Origin of the sequence: Nocardioides zeicaulis (assembly GCF_042432345.1) — a bacterium.
Lineage (GTDB): Bacteria > Actinomycetota > Actinomycetes > Propionibacteriales > Nocardioidaceae > Nocardioides > Nocardioides zeicaulis.
Genome location: NZ_JBHLXH010000001.1, coordinates 1,074,056 through 1,090,032, shown reverse-complemented (window position 1 = coordinate 1,090,032; position 15,977 = coordinate 1,074,056). Strand labels below are relative to the sequence as shown.

General features: G+C 72.7%; 17 protein-coding genes. 10 read left to right on the top strand and 7 right to left on the bottom strand.

The annotated features are described in order from the left end of the window. Together ACFFJG_RS05440 and ACFFJG_RS05435 are read left to right on the top strand one after the other, a co-directional pair. On the top strand, positions 1 to 877 hold an 877-nt coding region (locus ACFFJG_RS05440), incomplete at its 5' end, for a carbohydrate ABC transporter permease (protein ID WP_378517581.1). After that, positions 874 to 1,806, top strand: coding sequence for a carbohydrate ABC transporter permease (locus ACFFJG_RS05435; RefSeq protein ID WP_378517580.1), 933 nt, complete (start codon positions 874 to 876; stop codon positions 1,804 to 1,806). The genes ACFFJG_RS05440 and ACFFJG_RS05435, both read left to right, overlap by 4 nt. Here ACFFJG_RS05435 and nagA read toward each other — a convergent pair. Genes nagA through ACFFJG_RS05420 form a run of 3 tightly spaced genes read right to left on the bottom strand, consistent with a single transcriptional unit; the run spans position 1,781 to position 4,976 of the window. Continuing rightward, the gene (nagA, locus tag ACFFJG_RS05430; RefSeq protein WP_378517579.1) at positions 1,781 to 2,932 is read right to left on the bottom strand and encodes an N-acetylglucosamine-6-phosphate deacetylase; all 1,152 of its coding nucleotides are present in this window, start codon (positions 2,930 to 2,932) and stop codon (positions 1,781 to 1,783) included. The genes ACFFJG_RS05435 and nagA overlap by 26 nt on opposite strands. Further along, positions 2,929 to 4,185 (bottom strand): PTS transporter subunit EIIC, encoded by a 1,257-nt coding sequence (locus ACFFJG_RS05425; protein WP_378517578.1) that lies wholly within the window; start codon positions 4,183 to 4,185, stop codon positions 2,929 to 2,931. The genes nagA and ACFFJG_RS05425 overlap by 4 nt, the downstream gene beginning before the upstream one ends. Positions 4,186 to 4,217: 32 nt before the next feature. After that, the gene (locus ACFFJG_RS05420; RefSeq protein ID WP_378517577.1) at positions 4,218 to 4,976 is read right to left on the bottom strand and encodes a GntR family transcriptional regulator; all 759 of its coding nucleotides are present in this window, start codon (positions 4,974 to 4,976) and stop codon (positions 4,218 to 4,220) included. Positions 4,977 to 5,076: 100 nt separating this feature from the next. Here ACFFJG_RS05420 and ACFFJG_RS05415 point away from each other — a divergent pair, with 100 nt between their 5' ends. The 4 genes from ACFFJG_RS05415 to ACFFJG_RS05400 are packed head-to-tail and all read left to right on the top strand — an operon-like array spanning position 5,077 to position 7,518. Further along, a complete protein-coding gene (locus ACFFJG_RS05415) occupies positions 5,077 to 6,126 on the top strand; it encodes an SIS domain-containing protein (RefSeq protein WP_378517576.1) in 1,050 nt (349 codons plus the stop codon). 41 nt (positions 6,127 to 6,167) lie between these two features. Next, entirely contained in the window at positions 6,168 to 6,401 is a 234-nt protein-coding gene (locus tag ACFFJG_RS05410) for a PTS sugar transporter subunit IIB (RefSeq protein ID WP_211730702.1), read from the top strand. Beyond that, positions 6,398 to 6,856, top strand: a complete 459-nt coding sequence (locus ACFFJG_RS05405; protein ID WP_378517575.1) for a PTS sugar transporter subunit IIA — start codon at positions 6,398 to 6,400, stop codon at positions 6,854 to 6,856. Before ACFFJG_RS05410 ends, ACFFJG_RS05405 begins: the two co-directional genes overlap by 4 nt. Continuing rightward, a complete protein-coding gene (locus ACFFJG_RS05400) occupies positions 6,853 to 7,518 on the top strand; it encodes an HAD family hydrolase (RefSeq protein WP_378517574.1) in 666 nt (221 codons plus the stop codon). Before ACFFJG_RS05405 ends, ACFFJG_RS05400 begins: the two co-directional genes overlap by 4 nt. 80 nt (positions 7,519 to 7,598) lie before the next feature. Here the strand turns inward: ACFFJG_RS05400 and ACFFJG_RS05395 are convergent, their stop codons facing one another. Further along, positions 7,599 to 8,606 (bottom strand): YihY/virulence factor BrkB family protein, encoded by a 1,008-nt coding sequence (locus ACFFJG_RS05395; protein WP_378517573.1) that lies wholly within the window; start codon positions 8,604 to 8,606, stop codon positions 7,599 to 7,601. Between the two features lie 142 nt (positions 8,607 to 8,748). On the opposite strand from ACFFJG_RS05395, the gene ACFFJG_RS05390 reads away from it, so the two are divergent. Continuing rightward, positions 8,749 to 9,684, top strand: coding sequence for a DUF1353 domain-containing protein (locus tag ACFFJG_RS05390; RefSeq protein WP_378517572.1), 936 nt, complete (start codon positions 8,749 to 8,751; stop codon positions 9,682 to 9,684). A gap of 33 nt (positions 9,685 to 9,717) precedes the next feature. On the opposite strand, the gene trhA is transcribed toward ACFFJG_RS05390, so the two are convergent. Further along, positions 9,718 to 10,464: a PAQR family membrane homeostasis protein TrhA gene (gene trhA / locus ACFFJG_RS05385; protein WP_378517571.1), complete on the bottom strand. Its 747-nt coding sequence runs from the start codon at positions 10,462 to 10,464 to the stop codon at positions 9,718 to 9,720. Between the two features lie 151 nt (positions 10,465 to 10,615). On the opposite strand from trhA, the gene ACFFJG_RS05380 reads away from it, so the two are divergent. The 3 genes from ACFFJG_RS05380 to ACFFJG_RS05370 all read left to right on the top strand — a co-directional run bounded on the left by ACFFJG_RS05380 (position 10,616) and on the right by ACFFJG_RS05370 (position 13,921). Further along, entirely contained in the window at positions 10,616 to 11,338 is a 723-nt protein-coding gene (locus ACFFJG_RS05380; RefSeq protein WP_378519454.1) for an isoprenyl transferase, read from the top strand. A 239-nt stretch (positions 11,339 to 11,577) separates the two neighbouring features. Next, on the top strand, positions 11,578 to 12,927 hold the full coding sequence (gene phoH2, locus ACFFJG_RS05375) for an RNA 5'-3' helicase PhoH2 (protein WP_378517570.1): 1,350 nt from the start codon (positions 11,578 to 11,580) through the stop codon (positions 12,925 to 12,927). Positions 12,928 to 13,234: 307 nt separating this feature from the next. After that, positions 13,235 to 13,921: an aggregation-promoting factor C-terminal-like domain-containing protein gene (locus tag ACFFJG_RS05370; RefSeq protein ID WP_378517569.1), complete on the top strand. Its 687-nt coding sequence runs from the start codon at positions 13,235 to 13,237 to the stop codon at positions 13,919 to 13,921. Positions 13,922 to 13,940: 19 nt separating this feature from the next. Here ACFFJG_RS05370 and ACFFJG_RS05365 read toward each other — a convergent pair whose 3' ends face one another. Together ACFFJG_RS05365 and ACFFJG_RS05360 are read right to left on the bottom strand one after the other, a co-directional pair. Continuing rightward, positions 13,941 to 14,528, bottom strand: a complete 588-nt coding sequence (locus ACFFJG_RS05365) for a DUF4396 domain-containing protein (protein ID WP_378517568.1) — start codon at positions 14,526 to 14,528, stop codon at positions 13,941 to 13,943. A gap of 40 nt (positions 14,529 to 14,568) precedes the next feature. Then, positions 14,569 to 15,951 (bottom strand): class II fumarate hydratase, encoded by a 1,383-nt coding sequence (locus ACFFJG_RS05360; RefSeq protein ID WP_378517567.1) that lies wholly within the window; start codon positions 15,949 to 15,951, stop codon positions 14,569 to 14,571. Positions 15,952 to 15,977 lie beyond the last annotated feature (26 nt).

The window sequence follows — 15,977 nt, the reverse complement described above, 5'->3', positions numbered from 1 at the left end:
CGAGAAGAAGCTGCCGGCCCGCGACCGGCTCACCGTGATCCTGATGGTGACCATCCCGCTGGTGCTCGTGCTGCTGCTGGTCTGGCTGCCGGCGCTGCTGTCGGTGGTGCTGTCCTTCGGCAAGTGGAACGGCTTCGGCGACCTCGACACGATCGAGTGGGTCGGCTTCCAGAACTACCAGGACATCGCCACGATCTACCCGCCGTTCTGGCCGGCGATCCAGCACAACCTCATCTGGCTCGGGTTCCTCTTCGTCCTCCCGACGATGCTCGGCGTCCTGCTGGCGGTGATCCTCGACCGCGAGGTGCGCGGCAGCCGGATCTACCAGACCGCGTTCTACATGCCGGTCGTGCTGTCGCTGGCCCTCATCGGGTTCATCTGGCAGCTCTTCTACTCCCGCGACCAGGGCCTGATCAACCAGGTCTTCCACACCCAGGTCGACTGGTACGGCGACCCCGACATCAACCTGTGGGCCGTGCTGGTCGCGACCGCCTGGCGCCACACCGGCTACATCATGCTGATCTACCTGGCCGGCCTGAAGGGCGTCGACGCCTCCCTGCGCGAGGCGGCCGCGGTCGACGGCGCCAGCGAGGTGAGGACGTTCTTCAACGTGATCTTCCCGGTGATGCGCCCGATCAACATGATCGTGATCGTCATCGTGGTGATCGAGTCGCTGCGCGCCTTCGACCTGGTCTGGGTGGTCAACAAGGGCCGCAACGGCCTCGAGCTGATCGGCGCGCTGGTCGCCCAGAACGTGATCGGCGAGGCGACGCGCTACGGCTTCGGCTCCGCGCTCGCGGTCATCATGATGCTGATCTCCTCGATCTTCATCACCATCTACCTCCGCAACGTCTTCCGTGAGGAGCGCCGAGGATGAGCACCGAGGCCCCCGTGGCCGTCCCCGAGGCGGCCCGTGACGCCCGCACGCCCCCCAAGCGCGTCGAGGGCGGCGTGCTGAGCAAGCCGCGCGGCGTCGTGGTGACCGTCATCGTCGCGCTCCTCGCGCTGGCGTGGCTGTTCCCGCTGCTGTGGGCGTTGATCAACTCCTTCCGCGAGTACGACTACACCCAGGCCAACGGGTACCTCTCGTTCGGCGGCTGGACGTTCTCCAACTACGAGGAGGCGTGGTCGCGCGGGAACTTCGGGCTGCACATGAAGAACTCGCTGCTCATCACCGTCCCGGCGGTGGCGCTGACGTTGTTCCTGTCGTCGATGGTGGCGTTCGTGCTGGCGCGGTTCAGCTACCGCTTCAACCTGACCCTGCTCGGGGTCTTCCTCGCCGCCAACCTGCTGCCCCCGCAGGCGCTGCTCATCCCGGTGTTCCGGATGTTCCGCGAGGTGCCGCTGCCCTACTTCATGAGCGACTCGGGCTCGATGCTCAACAGCTTCTGGGCACTGATCCTGGTCAACACCGCGTTCCAGCTGGGCTTCTGCACGTTCGTGCTCAGCAACTACATGAAGACGCTGCCGCACGAGATCTACGAGTCGGCCGAGCTCGACGGCGCGAGCGTGTGGCGCCAGTACTGGCAGCTCACGATGCCGCTCGTACGCCCGGCGCTGGCCGCGCTCGCGACGCTCCAGGTGACCTGGATCTACAACGAGTTCTTCTGGGCGACCGTGCTGATCCAGCAGGGTGACAAGCTGCCGGTGACGTCCGCGCTCAACAACCTGCGCGGCCAGTTCTTCACCGACACCAACCTGGTCGCGGCGGGATCGATCATCGTCGCGCTGCCGGTGCTGGTGGTGTTCTTCGCGCTGCAGAAGCAGTTCGTCTCCGGCCTCACGCTGGGGTCGACGAAGGGCTGACCCAGGCGCCCGCCTGCATCACCCGCGCGACCTCGAGGCCGGCGTCGAGGACCACCAGGTCCGCCCGGCGTCCGGCCTCGAGGGCGCCCACGTCGTCCAGCCCCCACACCCGGGCGGGCGCGGTGCTGGCGGCGTGGACGGCGTCGGCGAGCGGCACGCCCGCCTGCGTCACGGCGAAGCGCACGGCTGCGTCCATGGTGAGCGTCGAGCCGGCGATGGCGCCCGCACCGTCGTCGGAGGCGAGCCGGGCGACGCCCTCGCGCACCTCGACGTCCATCGCGCCGAGGCGGTAGTCGCCGTCGGGCGCGCCCGCCGCGGCCATCGCGTCGGTGACCAGCACGCAGCGGCCGGGCTTGGCGGCGAACACCGTGCGCAGCACCGCGGGGTGCAGGTGCACCCCGTCGGCGATCAGCTCGACGTCGGCGTCGGCGGCGAGCAGCGCCCCGACCGCGCCGGGCTCGCGGTGGTGCATCGGTCGCATCGCGTTGAAGAGGTGGGTGCCGAGCCGGGCCCCGGCGTCGATCGCGGCGCGGGCCTGGTCGTAGGTGGCGTCGGTGTGGCCCACGGCCGCCACCACGCCGCGCTCGACCAGCAGCCGCACCGCGTCGAGCCCACCGGTGAGCTCGGGGGCGAGGGTGACCATGCGGACGGCGTCGCCACCGGCGTCGAGCAGCGCCTCGACGTGCTCCCGCGCGGGCAGCGCGAGGGCGCCGGGGGAGTGCGCGCCGGAGCGGGCCGGGCTGAGCCACGGCCCCTCCAGGTGCAGCCCGGCGAGCAGGCCGTCGTCGACGCAGCGGGCCAGGTCGCGCACGGTGCGCTCCATGACCTCGCGGGTGTCGGTGACCAGGCTGGCCGCGATCGAGGTCGTGCCGTGGGCGAGGTGGGCGGCCGCGACCGTGCGTGCCGCCTCCGGCGTACCGGTCTCGAAGGCGGCGCCCCCGCCGCCGTGCACGTGCAGGTCCACGAAGCCGGGGCACACGGTGACGTCACCGAGGTCCAGGTCGGGGGTGCGCGGTGGCGCCCCCTCGCCGACCTCGACCACGCGGTCGCCGTCGAGCAGGAGCCACCCCGGCGCGAGGACCCGCGCCGGGGTGACGACCTGCTGTGCGGTGAGGAGGGTGGTCACGCGCTGGTGTCCGCCTCGGCGAGCGAGGCCTCGCCCTCCTCCTCGCGGCCGGGGGTCTTGAGGTTCCACCTCCGGATCACGGCCCGGAACAGGACGTAGTAGACCGCCGCGTAGGCCAGGCCGATCGGGATGATCAGCAACGGCTTGGTGGCGATGTTGAAGTTGAGCACGTAGTCGAACAGGCCGGCGGAGAAGCCGAAGCCGTCCTTGACGCCGAGCCCGTTCATCAGCGCCATCGAGGTGCCGGTGAGCAAGGCGTGGATGACGTAGAGCGGCCACGCCACGAACATGAAGGCGAACTCGAGCGGCTCGGTGACGCCGGTGAGGAACGCGGTGAGCGCGGCGGAGAGCATGATGCCGCCGACGGCCTTCTTGTGCTGCGGCTTGGCCTCGTGCCAGATCGCGAACGCGGCGGCCGGGAGCGCGAACATCATGATCGGGAAGAAGCCGGTCATGAACGCGCCGGCGGTGGGGTCGCCGGCCAGGAAGCGCGGGATGTCGCCGGTGACGACGCCCTGCGAGCCCTCGTAGGAGCCGATGAGGAACCAAGGCCCCGAGTTGAGGATGTGGTGCAGGCCGAGCGGGATCAGCAGCCGGTTGAGGGTGCCGTAGACGAAGCCGCCGACGACGTCGTTGCTGGTCACCCAGTCGCCGAGGTTGGTCAGGCCGGCGTCGAACCCCTTGTAGAGGAAGCTGGTGACGACGGCGATGAGCATCATCGTGATGGCCGTGATGATCGGGACGAACCGGCGCCCGCCGAAGAACGCGAGGTAGGGCGGCAGCGAGATCCGGTGGTACCGCTGCCACAGCCACGCGGCGACCAGGCCGGAGATGATGCCGCCGAGCACGCCGTAGTTGACCAGCTGCTGGGCGTCGTCGCCCTCGGGCAGGCCGAGCACGGTCGGCGACATGGCCTCGCCGACGCCCTTGAAGACGAGGTAGCCCACGACCGCGGCGAGGGCGGTCGAGCCGTCCGCCTTCTTCGCCATGCCGATCGCCACGCCGACCGCGAAGAGCAGCGGGAGGTTGTCGAAGAGCGCCCCGCCGGCCGCGCCGATGACAGCGGCGACGTCGGTCCAGCCGAGGCCGTCGGCGCCGAGCAGGTCGGGCTGGCCCAGCCGCAGCAGCAGCGCCGCGACCGGGAGGGCGGCGATGGGGAGCATGAGGCTGCGCCCGAACTTCTGGACGGGCGCGAGGTTGAGCCGGCGCTTCTCCGTCGTGGTGCCGCCTGCGGCGGCGTCCTGGGTGGTCATGGTGGGGGTCCCTTCAGGTGGCGGTGGTGCGGTTACGCGGTGGTGGTGCGGGTGTCGGTGTCGGAGCCGGGCGTCGGCCCGAGGGTCATGTGGAGCTGGTAGCGGTCGCCGCGGTAGCGCGAGACGACGTGCTCGAGCGGTCGCCCGGCGGCGGTGGAGGTGCGGCGGAAGACGAGCAGGGGGGTGTGCAGGGGGGCCTCGAGGCGGCGGGCGGTGCTGCCCTCGGCCGACTCGCCCCACAGCGTCTGCTCGGCGCTGTCGATGACGAGGTCGTAGCGGTCCGCGAAGAGCGTGTAGAGCGAGCCGGACAGGTCCTCCGCGTCGAGGTCGGGCAGCCGGTCGGTGGGGTACCAGCCCTGCTCGATCGCCATCGGCTGGTCGTCGGCGAGCCGGATCCGGTCGATCCGCCACGCGGTCCCGTTCGCGCCGAGCCGCAGCGAGCGCGCCACCTCGGTGGGCGGACGCTCCTCGTCGACGCGGAGCAGCCGGGTCGAGGGCGTCAGGCCGCGGCGGCGCATGTCCTGGGAGAACGACGCGAGGTGGAGGCGGCTCTCGATGCGCGGGCGGGCGACGAAGGTGCCCTTGCCCTGGATGCGCGTCAGCAGGCCGCCGGTGACGAGGTTGTCGATCGCCTTGCGCACCGTGGCGCGCGAGACGTCGTACGTCGTCATCAGCTCGCGCTCCGACGGGATGGCCACGTCCGGACCGAGGTCGCGCAGCGCCAGCTCGGCCAGCACGTCGCTGAGCTGCGCGTGCTTGGGCCGGGGGCCGTCGTCGATCCTGCGGGTCATCGGTGCCTCTCGACGGAAGGGGATCCAATTGGTACGGTCTGGTACGTACCAGTTGGAGCATGGCCGCAGTCGTCGCGGCTTGTCAAGGACAGAGGACCCGATGACCACCACCCTGACCCGCATGGCGGCGGAGGTCGCCGAGCAGCCCGAGGCGGCCCGCCGCACGCTCGACCACCTGCTGCCGCAGCAGGCCGCCCTGCGCGCGCTGGCCCGCGACCGCCGGCGGGTGCTGCTGGTGGCGCGCGGGTCGAGCGACAACGCCGCGATCTACGGCCGCTACCTCCTCGAGACGGCGGCCGGCGTCCCGGCCGCGCTGGCCGCGCCCAGCGTGGCGACCCACTACCGGGCCCGCCTCGACCTCACCGACACCGTCGTGGTCTCGGTCTCGCAGTCCGGATCGACCGCCGAGATCGTGGAGACCCAGGAGTGGGCGCGCGGGTGCGGCGCGGCGACGGTCGCGGTCTCCAACGTGCCGGGCTCGCCCCTCCTCGAGGCCGCCGACCTGGCCCTGGCCACGCAGGCGGGGCCGGAGGTCGCGGTGCCGGCGACCAAGACCTACCTCACCCAGATGCTCGCGCTCGGCGTCGTCGCGGCCGCGCTCGGCCCGGAGGACGCCGCCGAGGCCGCCGTGGCCGACCTCGACCGGGTGCCTGACGCGGTGGCCGGGCTGCTCGAGACCGACGTCACTGCCGCCGCCTCCGCGCTGGCCGACGCCCGGCAGGTCGTGGTCTCCGGTCGCGGGCTGCTGCTCGGCACGGCGCTCGAGACCGCGCTCAAGATGGAGGAGACCTGCCTGCGACCGGTGCGGGGCTACTCCTACGCCGACCTGCGGCACGGGCCGATCTCCGTCGTCGGCGACGGCGTGCTGGCCGTCCTCGTCGCCGCGGCGAGCGGGCCGCTCGCCGACGCCATGGCCGAGCTCGCCGACGACCTCCACCAGCGCGGCGCGCGGGTGCTGGGCCTGGGCGGCACCGCCGACTTCGCCGCCCGCTGCGACGTCCACCTCGCCGGACCCGACCTGCCCGAGACCGTGGAGCCGGTCGCCTCGATCGTGCCCGCCCAGCTCATGATCGAGCGGCTCGCGCGCACACTGGGCCTGGACCCCGACAACCCCCGCGGCCTGGCCAAGGTCACCCAGACCGACCGCTGAGCCCGCGGACCACCCCCGACCCCCCACCGAGAGGAACCCCCATGAGCACCAAGGCAGAGCAGATCCTCGCCGGCCTCGGCGGCGCCGACAACGTCGTCGAGATCGAGGCCTGCATCACCCGCCTGCGCACCGAGGTCAAGGACGGCTCGCTCGTCGACCAGGCCGCGCTCAAGGCCGCCGGCGCCCACGGCGTGATGGCCAGCGGCACCGTCGTGCAGGTCGTCGTCGGCCCCGAGGCCGACAACCTGGCCGACGACATCGAGGACCTGATGTGACCCACGTCCTGGCTCCCTGCCCCGGCCGGGTCGTCGCGATGAGCGACGTCCCCGACCCGGTCTTCGCCGAGGAGATGGTCGGCCCGGGCGTCGCGCTCGAGCCCGCCCCGGGCCGTACGACCGTGGTGTCGCCGATCGCGGGGAAGGTGCTCAAGGTCCTCCCGCACGCCTTCGTCGTCCTCGGCGACGGCGTCGGCGTGCTGGTGCACCTCGGCATCAACACCGTGCGGCTCGACGGCGAGGGCTTCGAGGTGCTCGCCACCCAGGGCGCGGAGGTCGCCGCGGGCGACCCGATGATCACGTGGGACCCCTCCGCCCTGCCGTCGTCGGCGGGCGGCCAGGACGTCTCGCCGGTCGTGCCCGTCGTGCTGATGGACGGCGTGAAGGGCTCGGTCACCAGCGACGCCCTCGGCACCGTCGTCGCCGCCGGCGACCCGCTGTTCGCGCTCCCGTGACGGGCGCCCGACCGCCCGTCTCGGCGTTCCTGCTCGACCTCGACGGCACCTTGGTCGACTCCGAGCCGATCCACCGCGCGGGCTACCGCGCCTACTTCGCCCACCGCGGCTGGGACGTCCCCGACCTGTCGGTCTTCACCGGCCGGCGCGCCGAGGACGTCTTCGCCACCGAGCCCGGCCCCTGGGCCGGCCTCGACCCGGCGGAGGTGCTGGCGGGGGTCCTCGCCCACGTCCCCGACGAGGCGGCGCGGCCGGTGCCGGGTGCGCGCGAGCTGCTGCTCGGCGCCCGGGAGGCGGGCGTCCCGGTCGCGATCGTGACCTCGGCCCGGCCGCCGTGGGTGCAGCGCTCGCTCCTGGAGTCCCTCGACCTCCCCGACGGCGTCGACGAGGTGGTCACCGCCGAGGACGTGGTCGACGGCAAGCCGCACCCGGCCGGGTTCGCCCTGGCCTGCGAGCGGCTCGGCGTCGACGCCGCGCTGGCCGTCGCCGCGGAGGACTCGCCGGCCGGGGTCCGCGCCGCCCGCGCCGCCGGCGTACGACGGGTGCACGGCGTCGCGACCACCCACCCGGCCTCGGTCCTCACCGACGCCGGCGCCACCGCCGTCGGCGACGACCTGCGCCCCCTCCTGGCCCTCCTGCCCCCGCCCCCTCCTGGTATCTAGGGACGTTCTGGTGGGTCAAGAGGCCCTTTCGCCCACCATTTCGTCCCTAGATACCCCGGGGCGGGGCGGGCGGGCGGCGGTCAGTCGACGGCGCCCTCGCCGACGGTGCGGGCGTGCGGGCGGCCGGGGTCGTCGAGGGCGGGGGTCTCCTCGCCGGCACGCAGCGCCTCGAGCTGGGCGCACACCGCGGTGCCGAAGAAGAACGACACCGACGACAGCAGCGCCCACAGCAGCAGCGCGAACACGCCCGCCAGCGGGCCGTAGACGTCGCCGAACGAGCCGCTGAGCCGGACGTAGAGCGCGAGACCCACCGTGGCCAGGCCGATCAGCGCGACCGCGATCGCCGCCCCGAGCGCCAGCCACGACAGCGCCGGCTGGCGCCGCCGCGGGGCGTGGTCGAGCAGCACGGCGATGGTGAGGACGAGCAGGGCGATCCCGGCGGGCCAGCGCAGCACGTCCCACCACAGCACGGCCTCCTCCGACCAGCCGTAGCTCTCCGCCATCGCGTCGCCCAGCGCACCACCACCGACGATCATCACGAAGCCCGCCCCGACCGGCACGGCGAGCAGGGCGGTCAGCACCGCGGCGCGGCCGTACTTGTGCAGGGCCTTCCGGTCGCGGCGGATGCCGTAGATGCGGTTGGCGCCGCGCTCGACCTGCGCCATGGCGGTGGTCATCGGCACCAGCGCGAAGCCGAGGCCCAGCACGAGCGCGACCTCGCCGGCCTCCTCGGAGCCGACGGCACCGCCGGACCCGTCCGAGCCCTCCACGGCCGAGGCGAGAGCGTCGGCGTCGCCCGACCCGGGCGAGAGCGAGTCCACGACCTGGGCCACGACGGTCGCGGGGCGTTCCTCGTCGAGGTCGGAGGCCAGGCCCGTGAGCGCCAGCAGGAACGGCACGACCGCCAGGCACGCCTGCAGCGCCAGGGCGCGGGAGTTGGTGAAGCCGTCGCCGTAGCGGAACCGCACGAACGACTCGACCACGACGCGCTTCAGGCCGTGGTGGCGGGCCAGCTGCCAGGCGTCCATCGCGTCGAGCTCGTCACCGTCCATCTCCGTGGTGACGGGCACGGTCCGCGCGGTGGTCATGGGCGCACCCTAGGGCGCCACCCGCAGCCGCCCTCGCGGTAGTCCGTATCAAATGGGTTCCGCTCGGGGCCCGGGAGCGACCCATTTGATACGGACTACCGGGTGCCTTCCCGGTGTCGGTGGGTCGCGCCAGACTGGCCGCATGCAGGCTCGGGACCGTGTGGCGTCGATGACCGACCCGGTGGCGCAGGAGCCCCACCGGTTCCACGACGGCGGCACGCTCGGCCGCGACGGGTCACCGGGCGAGCCGCCCGACCCGACCGCCGACATGCGCATCGTCCTCGAGCGGCACGCCGAGGAGGGGGTGGAGACCTTCTCCCTCGAACGCCGCCTGGGCTACCGCGACCGCCTCCTCGGCGAGCTGCTGGTGCCCGACGACCCCGACTTCCGCACCGACCTCACCTCGGTGCCGGCGCTCTTCACGTGGCTGGTGCCCAAGACCGGCGCCCACCTGCCGGCCGCCCTGCTCCACGACGCCCTCGTCGCCGGGCCCGACGGGCCGTCGTCCTACGTCTCGACCGAGGGCCACGTCGTCGACCGCGTCACGGCCGACCGGGTCTTCCGCGACGCCATGGCCGACACCGGCACGGGCGTGGTCCGCCGCTGGATCGTGTGGACGGCCGTGACGGTGGCGACCATCTTCGTCGGCCGCGAGGTGCCCTGGTCGCGTGCCCGCCGCTGGTCCTACCGCGGGGCCGCGGCCGCGACCACCGCCTCCATCCTCTGGCTCGGCTACAGCGCGACCTCCGACCTGTTCGACCGGTCGTGGGTCGGTGCGGTCGACCTGCCGTGGATGGGCGACCGTCCCTGGTGGCTCGAGGTCGTCGGCGGGTTCGGCGGCGCCGTCGTCGTGCCGCTCGCGCTGAGCCTGCTGTGGGGCCGGCTGCGGATGGCCGGGGCCGTCGCCGGCGTCGTGCTCGCGGTCCTGCTCCACGTCACCGTCGGGCTCGCGGTCATCGCGGCGACCTACGTCGCCGTCGAGCGCCTGGCCCGGAGATCTCCGGTCGCGGCGCTGGTGCTGGCCGCGCTGGTGGTCGTCGCCGGCTTCGCGGTGTTCGCCGTCCTCAGCCTCGGCTGAGCCGGTCAGACGCCCCGGACAGGGGGAGGGCGGTCAGCGCAGCGAGTACGTCGCCAGCGAGACCCCGACGTAGTGGGCCGCGAAGGCGAGGACGGTGAAGGAGTGGAACACCTCGTGGAAGCCGAACCAGCGGGGGGAGGGGTCGGGCCTCTTGAGGCCGTAGACCACGCCGCCGAGGGTGTAGAGGAGCCCGCCCGCCGCGACCAGGACGAGGGTGGCGATCGCGATGCCCGAGCTGAACTTGTCGGCGCCGTCGACGAACTGCGGGATGAAGAAGACCGCGGCCCAGCCGAGCGCGATGTACATCGGGGTGTAGAGCCAGCGCGGTGCGTCGGTCCAGAAGACGCGGAAGACCACTCCGGCCACCGCGGCCGACCACACGATCCAGAGCAGGGTGGCGCGGGTCGAGCCGTGCAGGAACAGGAGTGCGTACGGGGTGTAGGTGCCGGCGATGAGCACGAAGATGTTCGCGTGGTCGAAGCGGCGCAGGAACGCCCACGTGCGCGGCGACCAGGTGCCACGGTGGTAGATCGCCGAGACGGTGAAGACCAGGAGCGCGGACAGCGCGAAGGCCGCCGAGCCGATCCGGGTGGTCGCCGTGGGGGACAGCGCCACGAGGACGATGCCGGCGGCGAGGGCGACCGGCGCCGTGCCCGCGTGCAGCCAGCCGCGCAGCTTCGGCTTCACCTCGGCCATCTTGTCGGCCATCATCTCGCCGGCGCGCTCGACCTTGTCGGCCATCAGGCCGGAGGCGCGCTCGACGCGGTCGCGAGGTGTCACGGGGCGGTCTCCATGGTCCTAAAGTACCGGTCTGGTGGCGACTCACGCAGCCGGTCGGTCGGAGCGATCGCTCACACGGCGTTACGATCGGTCGGTGGGCAAGGCAAAGGACGCGGTGCGACGGGTGCTCTACCCGGCCTACGAGTCCCGCATGGTGCGCAGCCTGTCCGCCGACCAGATCCCGAAGCACGTGGGCGTGATGCTCGACGGCAACCGCCGCTGGGCCAAGGCAGTCGGGCTCAACACCGCCGAGGGCTACCAGGCCGGCGCCGACAACATCCGCCCCCTGCTCGGCTGGTGCGAGGAGGTCGGCGTCGAGGTGGTCACGCTGTGGCTGCTCTCGAGCGACAACCTCACCAACCGCCCGCCCGAGCAGCTGACCGGTCTCCTCGCCATCATCGAGGGCGCCGTCGAGTCGCTCGCCGAGGCCGGCCGGTGGCGGATCCACCCGGTCGGGGCGCTCGACCTGCTGCCCACCGAGACCGCTGCGCGGCTCAAGGCGGCCGAGGAGGCCACCCGCGACATCGACGGCATCCTGGTCAACGTCGCCGTCGGCTACGGCGGCCGCCGCGAGATCGCCGACGCCGTGCGGGCGCTGCTCTCCGACCACGCCGGCCGCGGCACCTCCCTGGAGGAGCTCGCCGACCTGATCGACGTCGAGCACATCGCCGACCACCTCTACACCAAGGGCCAGCCCGACCCCGACCTCGTCATCCGCACCTCCGGCGAGCAGCGCCTCGGCGGGTTCCTGCTGTGGCAGTCGGCCAACTCGGAGTTCTACTTCTGCGAGGCGCTGTGGCCCGACTTCCGTCGCGTCGACTTCCTCCGCGCGATCCGGGCGTACGCCGCCCGCGAGCGCCGCTTCGGCGGCTGACGCGCGCGCTCCGCCGCCACTCCGAACCGGTCCGGAACCGTCACACGCCCGTCACCTCGCGTTCGGGCGTGTCGTCCCGGATCGGGACGGGAGGCGGCGTACGTTCGCGCCATCGGCAGGTGGGGAAGCCTGTCGAACCGGGAGGCAGTCCGTGGGCACTCTGATGGGAGCTCTCCGGTCCGTTGAGTGACGACGGGCCGGGCGGGGAGTGCGCGCGCCGGCCCTCAAAGGGGTAAGTCGTGGCCAGCAACACCGCATCGCCCAGCTCCGCCGCAGCTCCCGCCGGCCCGGACGACCGGCTCACCTACGTCCTCGACACGAGCGTGCTCCTCGCCGATCCCGGCGCGATCCGCCGCTTCGCCGAGCACGAGGTCGTCCTCCCGGTCGTGGTGATCACCGAGCTCGAGGGCAAGCGCCACCACCCCGAGCTGGGCTTCTTCGCCCGCTCGGCCCTCCGCGCCCTCGACGAGCTGCGGATCCTCCACGGCCGCCTCGACGAGCCGGTGCCGATCGGCACCGAGGGCGGCAGCCTGCGGGTGGAGCTCAACCACACCGACGCCTCCTCGCTGCCGTCGGGCTTCCGCCTCGGCGACAACGACACCCGGATCCTCGCCGTCGCGCGCAACCTCGCCGACGAGGGCCACCGCGTCACGCTGGTCTCCAAGGACCTCCCGCTGCGGATCAAGGCCTCCGCGGTCGGCCTCGACGCGCAGGAGTACCGCGCGGAGGCGATCAGCGACTCCGACACCGGCTACACCGGCATGGCCGAGCTCGAGGTGCCGGCCACGGACCTCGACGAGCTCTACGAGGACGGCGTCATCGACCTGGCGGACGCCCGCGACCTGCCGTGCCACAACGGTCTCGTCCTGCTCTCCGACCGCGGCACCGCGCTCGCTCGGGTCGGCGCCGACAAGAGGGTCCACCTCGTGCGCGGCGACCGTGACGCCTTCGGCATCCACGGCCGCTCCGCCGAGCAGCGCATCGCCCTGGAGATGCTGCTCGACCCCGAGGTCGGCATCGTCTCGCTCGGGGGCCGCGCCGGCACCGGCAAGTCCGCGATGGCGCTGTGCGCGGGGCTCGAGGCGGTGATGGAGCGCCGCCAGCACAAGAAGGTCGTCGTCTTCCGCCCGCTCTTCGCCGTCGGCGGCCAGGAGCTCGGCTACCTCCCCGGCTCGGAGAACGAGAAGATGTCGCCGTGGGGCCAGGCGGTGTTCGACACCCTGGGCGCGCTGACCTCGAGCGACGTCGTCGACGAGATCATGGACCGCGGGATGCTCGAGGTGCTGCCGCTGACCCACATCCGCGGCCGGTCGCTCCACGACGCGTTCGTGATCGTCGACGAGGCGCAGTCGCTCGAGCGCAACGTGCTGCTCACCGTGCTCTCGCGCATCGGCGCCAATTCCAAGGTGGTCCTCACCCACGACGTCGCCCAGCGCGACAACCTGCGGGTGGGTCGCCACGACGGGATCGTCGCGGTGGTGGAGAAGCTCAAGGGCCACCCGCTCTTCGCCCACGTCACGCTGACCCGCTCCGAGCGCTCGCCGATCGCGGCGCTGGTCACCGAGATGCTGGAGAACGTCACGCTCTGAGTCGTCCGACGACCCTGGAGGGGTGTGACCCGCGTCCCGGTACGACGGTGTGGGGCCGTCGTACCGGGACGCGTGGGGTCGGTGCGTGCTTCCGTGGTCTGTGTGACAGAAGAGGCGACGCCAATTGCGGCGTTCGGTTTGCACGCCCTCCGAGCCTCATGCATGGTGGCTCGTGACCGTTTCGTGACCTCGGGTCGTGGCAGGGCCTGATGGCCCGGTTCCACCGCTGCCGTCCGCCTGTCCACGAGCACGCCGGTCGGCGCCGACGCGCGTCGTTCGTCCCCTGTCCTCAACCCCCGTGAGAACTGTGCCGAAGCCTGAGAAGTACGTCCCCACCCACCGCGCCCCCGGCAAGCACAAGGCCGTCCGCGCGCCCCGCCGAGCCCTGCGCACCGGCGTCGCCCTGACGGGCCTCGCCGCGGCCGCCACCGGCATCACCGTCTCCGGCGGGCTGCTGTCGAGCGACCCCTCGCTCGCCCCGGCCGCCGCCGACGTGAGCAGCGAGACCACTGGCTCCCCCTCCGGCGCCCCCGCCGCCACCGACGCGCGCACGATGAGCGCGGCCGACCGCGAGCAGCGCGCCCAGCGGCAGACCGTCTCGCGCTCCGCGGTCCGCAAGGAGCGCTCCGGCTCGGCAAAGGCCGCCGCCCTGTCCGTCTCCTCCGGCACGGCCGTGACGAGGTCCGAGAAGCTCTCCGAGGGCGACCCGCGTGACATCGCCCGCGCGCTGCTGCCCGCCTACGGCTTCTCCTCCGACCAGTTCTCCTGCCTCGACGCGCTCTACATGAGCGAGTCCGGGTGGCGCATCGACGCCGACAACCCCTCCTCGTCGGCCTACGGCATCCCGCAGGCGCTGACCGAGCTCCACGACATGCCGGCCGGCTACATGACCTCGGCCGAGGTGCAGATCCGCTGGGGCCTGGAGTACATCCAGGACGCCTACGGCACCCCGTGCAGCGCGTGGAGCTTCAAGCAGGGCCACGGCTGGTACTGAGCCGGTCCCCGGGCCGGCGTCAGCCGGCGACGGCGACGAGCAGCCCGCCGAGCATGAAAGCGGTGATCGCCGCGACCAGCGTGGGCGTGGCCAGGTCGGGCACGAACCGGCGAGCTCCCACCGGCGCTGCCCCGTGGTACGCGTGGGTGAGCGCGTGGCCCTTGCCGCGCTCGAGCAGCCACCGGTTGACCGGCCATGCGGCGAGGAACGCGACGACGAGCGAGAGCATCATCGACACCCAGAACAGGGCGTCGGGCAGGCCCGCGTCCATCGCGCCCGGCACCACGGCGACGACCAGGTTGTCGACGACCTCCATCGTGAGGATCGAGAGGGTGTCCGCGGCGAGCACGACCGACAGCGCCGCGCCGACCGCCAGGCCGGCACGGAGCAGCGGCAACGTCGACAGCGTGTAGCCGAAGGCGAAGGCCAGGGCGATGCTGAGCGCGATGGTCTCGACGTTGCCCAGGCCCGCGGCGCTGCCGATCACGAGGCCCGCGATCTCGCCGATGGCGCACCCCGTCAGGCAGTGCAGGGTGGCCGCGACCGCCATGGCGCTGGTCGAGCCGCCGTGGTGGTCGTGCCCGTGCGTGTCGGTGTCGTGCTCCATGCCACCGATGATACCCCCAGGGGGTATGGCGGTCGAGGGGTCAGCGACCCGTCATCGAGTCGACGTCGAGCGCTGCGTCGAGCTGCTCCTCGGTGAGCTCGCCGCGCTCGACGAACCCCATCGCCACGACGGTCTCGCGGATGGTGGCGCCGTCGGCGAGCGCCTTCTTGGCGACCTTGGCGGCGGCCTCGTAGCCGATGTGCTTGTTGAGCGGCGTGACCACCGACGGCGAGGACTCGGCGTAGCGGCGCATCCGGTCGGCGTCGGCGGTGATGCCGTCCACGCAGCGCTCCGCAAGCAGCACCGTCGAGGTCGACAGGACGTGCACCGACTCGAGCAGCGCGTGGGCCATCACGGGCATCTGCACGTTGAGCTCGAAGCTCCCGGACGCCCCCGCCCAGGCGATCGTGGCGTCGTTGCCCACCACCCGGGCGCACACCATCAGGGTCGCCTCCGGGAGGACCGGGTTGACCTTGCCGGGCATGATGCTCGAGCCCGGCTGGAGGTCGGGCAGGTGGATCTCGGCGAGGCCGGTGGTGGGCCCGGACGACATCCAGCGCAGGTCGTTGCAGATCTTCGTCAGGCCGACGGCGATGGTGCGCAAGACCCCGGACAGCTCGACGAGGGAGTCGCGGGTGCCCTGCGCCTCGAAGTGGTCCCGGGCCTCGGTGAAGGGCTGGCCGGTGCGCTCGGCGAGCGCGGCCACGGCCCGTTCGGCGAAGGCGGCCGGCGTGTTGATGCCGGTCCCGACGGCGGTGCCGCCCAGCGGCAGCTCGCGGACGCGGGGGAGCGCGGACTCCAGCCGCTCGGCGCCGAGGCGGAGCGTGGCGGCGTACGCCCCCATCTCCTGGCCGAGGGTGACGGGCGTGGCGTCCATCAGGTGGGTGCGGCCGGACTTCACGGTGTCCGCGAACTCCTCGGCCTTGCGCTCGAACGAGGACGCCAGCCGGTCGAGCGCCGGCAGCAGGTCGTCGACGACGGCGAGCGCGGCCGCCACGTGGATGCTGGTGGGGAACGTGTCGTTGCTGCTCTGCGAGGCGTTGACGTGGTCGTTGGGGTGGACCTCGACGCCGGCGCGCGCCGCGAGCGTCGCGATCACCTCGTTGGCGTTCATGTTCGAGCTGGTGCCCGACCCGGTCTGGAAGACGTCGAGCGGGAAGTGCGCGTCGTGCTCGCCGGCGACGATCGCGTCGGCGGCCGCGACGATGGCGCGCGCCTGCTCCGGGGCGATCACGCCGAGGCCCTCGTTGGCGGTGGCCGCCGCTGCCTTGACGTGCCCGAGCGCCTGCACGTGGCGGCGCTGGAGCGTGAGCCCGCTGATCGGGAAGTTCTCCACCGCGCGCTGCGTCTGCGCCCGCCAGAGTGCGTCGCGAGGTACCTCGACCTCGCCCATCGAGTCGTGCTCGGTGCGTGTCTCGGTCACGGTCCCGACCGTACCCCCGGCACGAT

Bases quoted from the DNA above. Each gene is read 5' to 3' on its own strand.
- ACFFJG_RS05435 (WP_378517580.1), top strand. From the start codon at position 874: ATGAGCACCGAGGCCCCCGTGGCCGTCCCCGAGGCGGCCCGTGACGCC.
- ACFFJG_RS05425 (WP_378517578.1), bottom strand. From the start codon at position 4,185: ATGACCACCCAGGACGCCGCCGCAGGCGGCACCACGACGGAGAAGCGC.
- ACFFJG_RS05420 (WP_378517577.1), bottom strand. From the start codon at position 4,976: ATGACCCGCAGGATCGACGACGGCCCCCGGCCCAAGCACGCGCAGCTC.
- ACFFJG_RS05415 (WP_378517576.1), top strand. From the start codon at position 5,077: ATGACCACCACCCTGACCCGCATGGCGGCGGAGGTCGCCGAGCAGCCC.
- ACFFJG_RS05410 (WP_211730702.1), top strand. From the start codon at position 6,168: ATGAGCACCAAGGCAGAGCAGATCCTCGCCGGCCTCGGCGGCGCCGAC.
- ACFFJG_RS05395 (WP_378517573.1), bottom strand. From the start codon at position 8,606: ATGACCACCGCGCGGACCGTGCCCGTCACCACGGAGATGGACGGTGAC.
- ACFFJG_RS05390 (WP_378517572.1), top strand. From the start codon at position 8,749: ATGCAGGCTCGGGACCGTGTGGCGTCGATGACCGACCCGGTGGCGCAG.
- ACFFJG_RS05380 (WP_378519454.1), top strand. From the start codon at position 10,616: ATGGTGCGCAGCCTGTCCGCCGACCAGATCCCGAAGCACGTGGGCGTG.
- ACFFJG_RS05365 (WP_378517568.1), bottom strand. From the start codon at position 14,528: ATGGAGCACGACACCGACACGCACGGGCACGACCACCACGGCGGCTCG.